The organism is Bacillus sp. mrc49 (assembly GCF_002803435.1).
This window is the reverse complement of the sequence record NZ_PHNG01000535.1, coordinates 1-9,200: the sequence shown is the minus strand read 5'-3', so window position 1 is coordinate 9,200 and position 9,200 is coordinate 1. Positions and strand designations below refer to the sequence as shown.

At 39.2% G+C, this 9,200-nt stretch carries 5 protein-coding genes and 1 pseudogene; all 6 read right to left on the bottom strand.

All coding sequences use genetic code 11. The annotated features are described in order from the left end of the window. Positions 1 to 307: 307 nt before the first annotated feature. Positions 308 to 1,510: an SGNH/GDSL hydrolase family protein gene (locus CVN76_RS05370; protein ID WP_100530542.1), complete on the bottom strand. Its 1,203-nt coding sequence runs from the start codon at positions 1,508 to 1,510 to the stop codon at positions 308 to 310. A 17-nt stretch (positions 1,511 to 1,527) separates the two neighbouring features. Continuing rightward, a complete protein-coding gene (locus tag CVN76_RS05365) occupies positions 1,528 to 3,174 on the bottom strand; it encodes a chitobiase/beta-hexosaminidase C-terminal domain-containing protein (RefSeq protein WP_100530541.1) in 1,647 nt (548 codons plus the stop codon). Between the two features lie 18 nt (positions 3,175 to 3,192). After that, positions 3,193 to 4,611, bottom strand: a complete 1,419-nt coding sequence (locus CVN76_RS05360; RefSeq protein WP_100530540.1) for a hypothetical protein — start codon at positions 4,609 to 4,611, stop codon at positions 3,193 to 3,195. Beyond that, positions 4,608 to 6,899, bottom strand: a complete 2,292-nt coding sequence (locus CVN76_RS05355; protein WP_157805543.1) for a phage baseplate protein — start codon at positions 6,897 to 6,899, stop codon at positions 4,608 to 4,610. The genes CVN76_RS05360 and CVN76_RS05355 overlap by 4 nt, the downstream gene beginning before the upstream one ends. A gap of 55 nt (positions 6,900 to 6,954) precedes the next feature. Next, positions 6,955 to 8,637 carry a distal tail protein Dit gene (locus tag CVN76_RS05350; RefSeq protein ID WP_100530538.1) on the bottom strand — a complete coding sequence of 561 codons (1,683 nt, stop codon included), beginning with the start codon at positions 8,635 to 8,637 and terminating at the stop codon, positions 6,955 to 6,957. Further along, positions 8,634 to 9,200, bottom strand: a pseudogene (locus tag CVN76_RS05345) (hypothetical protein); the annotation flags it as partial. The pseudogene CVN76_RS05345 and the gene CVN76_RS05350, both read right to left, overlap by 4 nt.

Sequence of the window (9,200 nt, the reverse complement as noted above, 5' to 3'; positions counted from 1 at the left end):
CCGTGACCTCGTTCATAATTCCGGATAAATACAAAAGAAAACTAATGAGTGTAGCCAGGCCCCCTTTCACTGCGGCAACCTCCCATCTCAACATAAAAATTCGCCTCCTTCAAAGTGCATCTCCCCCTTCAACATAAAACTCTCTTTGTCTTTATCTTTGTATGTCTAGGATGAATTTTATACATAATAAAAAGCCGCCATTTAGGGACGACTTGAATTTTATTGCTCTTTAGTTTTGTTACCACACAGTTTGTTCCAATTTACCGTACTAATACCAGTAAATCTTAGACAACTTCAAAAAATAACCTTAAAGATTTAATTTTGATTGTTTCACAGTATAATCTCTTCCGTAAATATGGCTATTAAGCATTCCCGCATAGAACCCTGCCAATTTTTGTCTTCCTATAGTGTTTGGATGAATTCCATCAGATGTTAATTGAACTACATTATGTTTATTTACTCCTGATAATTTTCCAGCGTTTCCTAAAGGAATTCTCCAATTCTTCGCAATTGCTTCCATCATGTCTAAAAATTGATCAAAAGTATCTCCGTTTCTATTCGGGCTTATTGCGTAATCTCTAAAGGTGGGGGAAAACATAACAATTGCTATTTGTGGGTTAGAATTAGTGATATTCTTTAAGCCTGTGTTCCAAGCTCCTGCAAAAGTTTTAGGGTCAGTGCTGTCTAGTGTTCCTAGAGGAACACCTGAACCAAAATCATTACCACCATACGTACACGTAACCAAATCATAAGATGTGAAATCAATTGTGGATGAAATTTTCCAAAAAGCACTTGATTCGTAAGGACCGTATAATGTATCGTTAATCCCTTCCCGATTAGAACATGCAGAACCACCTTTCGCCTGATTATTTACAGTTGTTTTTAAATATTTTGCTACGGATGGGAGCACCTGAAGTGCAATACTATCTCCCAGTCCAATCCATTTTAATCCTTCCATTGTGTACCCCGACTCGATTTCCCAAGGCACAACATTTTCAGGATATCTTGAGTCTATAACTCGTGACCAAACACGAGATGAATTATTTCGTAAGTAGGCTTTTTGCGCCACCCAGATGCTACTCACTCTACTGACTTCTAAAATCATTCCAACTGCGACAGAAAGTTGTCCTTGAAACTCCGGTGGAAAGTTTAATATTCCATTTGAGCAGAGGTACTTCCCTTCCTTTACTGTGGTATTGCAATCACTTGTCGGAGTTCCACTGGCGAAATTATCAGCCAATTTAGCGTATGTGATGGAGCCATCACCAATAGTACCGATATTACCAGATGGCGCTTTTGCTTCCCATTTACCGTTTGCACTATTGTAAGTTAAAATATTTCCGTTTGTCGGAGTTGACGTAATATTTACTGGAAGGCTCCCGCCTGAACCAATCTCAATTAATCTTTGAGCAAGTGTTTTATTATCCTCTACATAGACAAATTCAGAACGTGTTAATGGATACATGTATTGTCCATTAGCGTCTTTTAGTTTTTTACCTTTTCCTTGCATGAACTAACCCTCCTAACCTAAGCAAGCGATTTAACACTAAAATTATCAAATCTCATAATTGCATTTGAAGTACCCAAGCCCACTTTATTAGTTGAACTAAGTAAGAATGTTTCAGTAGCTTCTATTGCTAAATTCCCATTAACAAATAATTTTATGTGTCCATCTGCTTGATGCTCTATTTTTAATTTATCATTAGCAGTTGCTGTACCCACCCATTCAATGATTGTCGAATATGCTCCAGCTTGCCATTTACCTATTCGATACTTAGTTCCTGAAATATAGATATACACCATATTCGAAATATCTTGCCACCTGAGCATGATCGCAGAATATGTGTTTGTTCCAGTATGTGGTACTGCATAATCCACTTCAACTGTGAACGAATTGCTCGGTACAGTAATATATGCCGGAGTCTTATAGGTACTTGCATTTGGTGCTGGTGCATAAAATTGTCCACCTGTCACTCCATAATTGGACGGAACCCAAGTTTGTCCAGTTTCAGTTGTTGTTAAAAGACTCTTATCAACCGAGAATGTATCTACAATATTTAGTGTCGCAGGAACTGTGTCAATCGTATACGCAACGGTTTGAACAACAGAACTGTTCCCGGCTGTATCCTTCGCAAATGCTTTTACTGTTGAGGTTGCTGATACAGTAAAAGGACTAGAATATTTTATACTTGCAGTAGTTGGCGTAGTTCCATCTAATGTGTAATAAATATCTGCTGTTTCATTTGCTGTAAGGGTTACAGATTGAGAAGTTGTATATGTTCCTGCTGCTGGACTGACGGTTAATACTGGTGGTGTTGTATCAGTAGGCGCTGTTACATCTTTCGTAAAGGCAACTGTATTAACGGCACTAATATTGCCTGCTGTATCTTTTGCGATTGCTTTAATTGTTGCGGTGTTACTTAGATTAATAGCGCTCGTATATTTGGTGCTTGAAACTGTAGGTGTTGAACCATCAAGTGTATAGAAAATTTCGGCTGTCTCATTTGTAGACATGGTTACACTTTGAGTAGTTGCAAAAGTACCTCCATTAGGTGCGATTATTAATATTGGAGCAGTTGTATCAGGTGGAGGGGCAGTATTTCCAGTATCAATTATTACAGTTTCCCCTGCTGCCCAATCCTCATATAAAATTACATTGGATGGTACTGTGCCACCCCCGCTTGCACCCCCGCCACTTTCAATAGTTCTGGCGATTTCGGCCAAACTTTCCATATTAAATTCTTTAAGTAATTCACCAGCAGCTATTGCTTGGTTTAATAAAGGGAACTCATTAGTGCTGGCAAGAGTGTTATCATTCAAAATAGACTTTGTGGAATTGTAATAAAATTTAGAAGTGACGAGTGTAGCTGTATTTCCTTCTGAAATCATTAATTCGGCTTCATGTTTTCCAGGGATCAAATAGGCTTGTCTAAGCAGAATGAATTCCCCTAAACCATTTACGGGATCCGTTATAGTTCCATCTTGAAAAACAGTGGATCCATCCGGTTTTTTTACAGCTAGTTTTATCGTTTTTCCTGTTAAATCAAATGATTCATTCTCATTTTTTAAATGAACAATTAAATGCACTGTATTTAAATCATTGTTACTTACTTCAAAGGTGTTGTTGATTAAGCGATTAGATATATCCAAGGTGATGTCAAATGGTTTAAACATCCGATCCCCCTCCTTTTTTTATTTTTCTAGAGCTTGCAATCTTGTTTCCATTCCAGCTAATAGTTCTGTCATTTCAATGATTTTTTGTTCAGCTGCTTTAAGTCTTATTTCTTTTTCTTCAAGTTCGATCAACACCATTTCTAAGGATACTGTTAAGCCTTTTACATCACCTAATGACTCCTGGTGACCCTTTAACAATAAATTCAGAAGTTTATATATATTAATGGCCATTCCATCAGGAGCTGCCACTTGCGGACTATACTCAGAAATCAAACCGATCTGTGGATTAGAAATGCCATTTTGTACATCAGCCTCCAAATCATACTCACAAACTTTAAGTTCGTCTAAAATAGGATTTGCTAATCTCTTCATTTCTGAAATGTTTGTTTTGTAAGTATAGGAGGATGTTGTATCCAGTTGACTAGCTCTAACTGGTCTATAAGTAATTGGATCTTCACCATTACCAGCTAAATTTGTGACACGCAATGTGCCACCAACGCCATCAACAGCCACATAGAAATGTGTGTCGGTACTTCTCACCCTTATTCCGCCAGCCTTTAAAACAGGTGTGTTGTTTTGATTTGTGGGGTTTGTGTCACTTGAAGCGCCCAAAGTATTCCCTGTTCCGGTTCCATTAAAATACGCTTGATATCCATCCACATTTCGCATATTCTTGCAGCCTATATCAAATGTGTTCTTATCTAAGAAAAGAAAATTGTTTGTTGTTGTACCGTTAGATGTAAGGGTAATATGTGATAGTTGGAGAACATCGGTAAAATCGATGCCTGCAGCCCCTTTTGCTCTTAATTTCAGTCCACTTCCGCCATGTAGGGTTGCGCCATCCCTTGAACGTAAATCTAAGTAAGAAGAAGTGGTATTCCAGTTTGAGTCTCCATTGGCTGCTAATGAGGTTGTTAATCCTCGGTTGGTATGGAAAATAGAAAGATTAGTATCTCTTTCGTAAACTCTCACATTACCATCGCTTAAAATAACACGGTTTGCGTGAGTGATTAGTTCCCCGATATTTGTTAAAAAACTATAACTTCCATCCGCCTGTATCTTTCCTACAATCTCAGCGTTGGCTGCTTTTAAGTTTCCGTTTTTGTCTACGGAAAAAGTACCATTTCCATTATTTATAATGACTCCTGTAATGGAACCGGCCACAACATTACCCAAATCTGCAGATATGGCAGACAGAGTATTGAAGCTTTCCACCCATCGACCGCCGACATATTGATAAAAATTAGTTGTGATACCACTTAATGTAGTTTTAAACCACAAATCATTTTCTTTTGGATCCTCAGGTTCATTTGGTTGGTAGTAATTTGAACTTTTCCCGTTGGCCGATAAAATAGCATCAGAGGCTTTTTTGTCCACTTGGAGAATTATTTGTTTATTATTTGTGAATGGAATATCCGTGCTCGCCAAGATGCTCAAGAAATCTCACCTCGTATATGCTCATTTATTCGATAAAGCTGGTTTAGTCGTTGACTATCCTCCGCATCTTCATTTCCAAATGCAAACCCTTGAACTAACCATCTTTTGCCGTTGTTATCATAGTAATAACTAATGGTTTCTGGTTCATCATGATTTCCTATTCTTTCAATCGTCCCAAATGTATAAACAACTCTATAGACTAAGGATTTGGAACGGATATCAGCACAATATAAAACACGTTGGTCCTTAGATGAATCCGAACTGCCAGATGTCAAATAAATATAAGGGAAATCTAAACAGGTAGATTGATACGTTTGTGCCGATCCGAAAAAATTAATGTCGCTACCTTGCATCGTATAGATAGGCTTAAGCTTACCTGCCAAGACATCGGATTTTTTACAAACGTAGAAAGTTGGATTTGTAACTCCGACAGCAAATAACACATAGCCATTTCTCGCGTCTAAATTAGTCCGATAAGCTGAATTGGAGGGCGTGACCATTAGATCAACAATACTGCTATCTCCCCAATCTAAAACTTTGTTAGCCTTATAAGGGAATTTAACTACATGCCATTTATTGTTCTTAACGTCCCTATAGCACGACCAAATCCACATTTGGCTGTTTATATACTCAATTCCGAATTGCGCTCCGTGACCGCCTCGTATGGCCCACATACGGTCAAGAATCTTCCCACCTAAATCTGTTCTTGTAATAACATAGCTCTCGATGTTGTTTGCGGTATCGCCGGAATAGCGTTTACTTCCCCAATACTTTTGAGACCAATATATGTTATTTCTCTCGATATCCACTTGAGCATATTGGGCGACCGATGGAGAAAAGTCGGTCCATCCTGAAGGTGGGTCCAATTGTAAGGAAGCAAAAAACGCAGCATCTTTTTCTTCAGCAAACCGGATGGGACCACTTAGCCCATTTTGTATTTGGCAACGAATTGTAGAATCAGAGACTTCGGAACCTACCGTTATCACATTGCCTACATTGAGATGATTTTGTTCCCACACTTCATCATGAAAACCATCCGCATTAATTTTTTGCCAAACAAAGTCTTTGAAGTCGATTGAAGCTGTCACATCGTCTTTTCCGTAATAAACACGGATGATAATGCGTTTTTCGCTTGTTGTATCGGCAAAGTCTGTACCGTCCGGTGTAAAGTATTCAACTTTATAAGACTTTGCAGCTTGGGCATCTTGTTGAGCTTGTGACGCTGCTGCCCGCAATGCCCAGATATCCGATGGCGTAACAGCTACAATTTCAATGAACTCGCCTAATGTGTATTTGTTATTGAAGGGGTTAGCTTCAGATTCGTTTACTTCCAAGACTCTAGCTGAAATAGTCAGCTCTGGTTCCATGGAAAAGTCTACGACCTGGATGCGATCGCCAAGACTAGCCTCATAACCTAAGTGAGCAACATCTACCTCATAGGTATATTTGGGGTGATTATAGTTGTCTAATTGCTTTCTCCCCCAATCAAGAAGACCGGTAGGGTTTAAAATATCCTCGTTGGTTATATATCCTTCTAAATATGGATTTCCGTTGTTATAAAGATCATTGGCATCTTCATCGACTATATAAGTGCGGCCGCCATTCACGCTTGCGATCGATACCTGTTTTCCATCTGATTCAGTCCCGCCGAATACGTGGAGTTTGGTATAGAACTCCATATCGTCACCAGTTCGTGTTATGCCCTCTAAATCATGGGAATACTCAATTCTTCTCCCAGCAGGCTCACCAAGCGATTCAACACTTTCAAGAATTTTTCTAATCACTTTACCATTGTAAATCTGAACGTGAGCCCGGACTTCCACTCCAAAGTCACTTATGTGTGTATCCAAGTGTGATTGTGCGGTTTGACCTGCAGAAAGCTCTAATGATTTCAAACCACCAAAAAAGCCATCTCCTTCTTTTTCCCATCCGGTCCCTTGTAAGATATAGTCCAGAACATCACTGCTATTTGCATTAAAAAATGATTTTGCCTCCACGATCTTATGATATAGATCCCAAATGCAAAGATTATACGCCTGAACCGTTTTAACGTGTATGGGCCCCCGAGCGCTGTCCGTCCAGTTATAAATACGATAACAATAATAAAGGCCATCACTAGCCTGTTTAAGGAGGTGATAGCCTTCTGTCATCATAGATGTTTCTCTAAACCCATAAGGGACTGAAATGGTTAATGTATCGGACCACACTTTCCCTTGTTCATCAGCAATCTTAGTGGTGCGTAAATCATCATAAAACTTGCAGCCTTTATTTCCTTCTAAGTCGAGCACGCCGCATACTTCTAAATTTAAATCTAAGATGATATAGATAAGCCATCCCCCTCCTTTATTGTGTCGTTGGTCTTATTTCATAATACCAATCAGCATCGTCTAATCCTGGTTCAAAGGCAAGTGTTGTGGGGATCCCGCCCATCAAAGTTTGGAATTTACTTCCGATATAAAACTTTTCCATGAAATAAGCCCCGTTTTTATAGATCGTCCGGTCTTCACAATTAATCTTAACTTCATCACCTGGACGAGCAATAATAGTCGGGCTGCTGGACGATTTATTTCCTCCATCAATAATTCTCCAGACTTTCACATCTGCAAGGCCCATTCCGTTGTTCTTATAACGCTTTACCGGATTTGCTTTGTCCTCAGAAATATCACCTTTTGCTGTATAAAAAGCAATTCCTGCTAATGATTCAGTATATTTTTTAGACGAATCTGTCCATGTTTTGGATATGGGCTTGTTCCATTTTGGATTGCTGTCTTCATCGAAGGCCATGATCTCCATCGTAAATTTATTGCCAATTTTTTGTAATTCGATATATCCGTAGAAGTCTGTAAAAGTAGAAGTTGTGGTGTCCTCGTCTAATTTAACCGTCTTCCATTGCTGTACTGTTTTGGTTTTCCCTTTGCTTTTCACTTCTTTAGTTCCGGTACCTAACTTGATGGATTTCTTGCTTTTCTTGCCTTTTTTAACCGTACCTTGACTAAAATAAAGATCGTGGTGATTGGAGCTGCTTCCTATTTGGACCTGTGCATATACGGATTCGCTATTGCCGTTATCCTTTAACATAATTTTACCGATTCGAACACCGGTGGCATTAAGTAAATAGATTTCACATTTACCACGAGCCCTCGCGTAATATTGCCGATTCCACATACGTACTCGAATTCTAAAATCACCATAGCTCCCTGGTAGCCACTGTTGCCTAATGGGGCCATGCCACTTATTATTGGGGTTAACAGCGCCAAAGTTATCAAGACCATCGCTTGTTTTGCCAACTCTAATGGAATTAGGTGTGCTTTGCATGGTTCCACTTGGAACGCCCGACTCCAATTCAAAAGTGAGATTGGAAGAATTAATCGATGTCCAGGTGGCTAAAGTATTGCAAGGGTCATGCAATACTAAGGGTTCCAAATCAATATTGGTATCACCTGTATCTGGATCTACTTCAGAACCAATGTATACATAGTCCCCATCCTGATCAGTAATGGCTATTTTAGTTACAGGTTTCTTAGGCAAACAAGTAAAGATTGGGTATGATTCGGCAGCACCGTTGGGCGTCAAAGTTATAGGGTTTTTATTCATATTATTTTTTTCGTAAACCCCATACCCTTTAGGGTCTGAGCAACCAAAAGATATAGTGAAACTCACCCAATGAGAAGTTTTGCTTATCCTTTCTGGTTGTGATATTCCAGTAAAGTGCCCGTAATAGGTCCATTCGGAATCATCACTAAAAACCATGGGATATTCTGCGTCTCCAGTTTGAATGATCAAGTTAGATAGGATCCGTAACTTTTTCGCACGATCATTTTCTGAATCGGCTTTTAATGTCACTTCAATATCAAACTGCTTTTTCCCAAAGCTATTACCTAGAAATAACTCCCCGATCATGCCGGGAATGTCCTGGACGTTTTCCGATATTTCAGCCGAAACGGGACGTCTGATTTCATTGACAATGAGATTCAACTCTCTATCCGAATCAATCCCACAAAAATTGAAAGTAATTTCTTCGCTCATAAACTAGTCACCCCCTTTGCGATGTTCCTTATTTTCGTTTCAGAATTGCTGTATTTTTTGTTATTGTCATGAAGAACTTTGCCATCCAGATAAGTATTGTTGTCTTTTGCTAGGATCTTAGATAAAAGTCCATTTTGCAGTTGTAACAATTCAATTTGGGCATCCTGCTTTTTTAGCAGAGAAAAAATAAGACTATTATCGCTGCTGCTAGTCTTAGTCGGATCACCAAATATCTTACTAGAAACGGCAGCCAGTAATTCTAGTGCCCTACTCCGTTTGTTCGGACTTAAAGGGATGATTGCTTCTGGTTTATTTCCTTCACCTACCATAGCCAAATGTTCCTTGGTGATGATGCCGCCATTTTCATATCCATGACCATGACCGATGTATTTAAGCATATTAGATCCATAACGCGATTTTGCATAGTTCATGCCTGCCAGTAAGCTGTCTAAACCATTCAATTGGTTTGTATGTCCAGGGAATGCAAAACTGCGAAATGTTGGCGGGATCACCTGGACGAGGCCGCGAGCTAAATTTCCAGTGTAATAGTTAACATCTTTGAC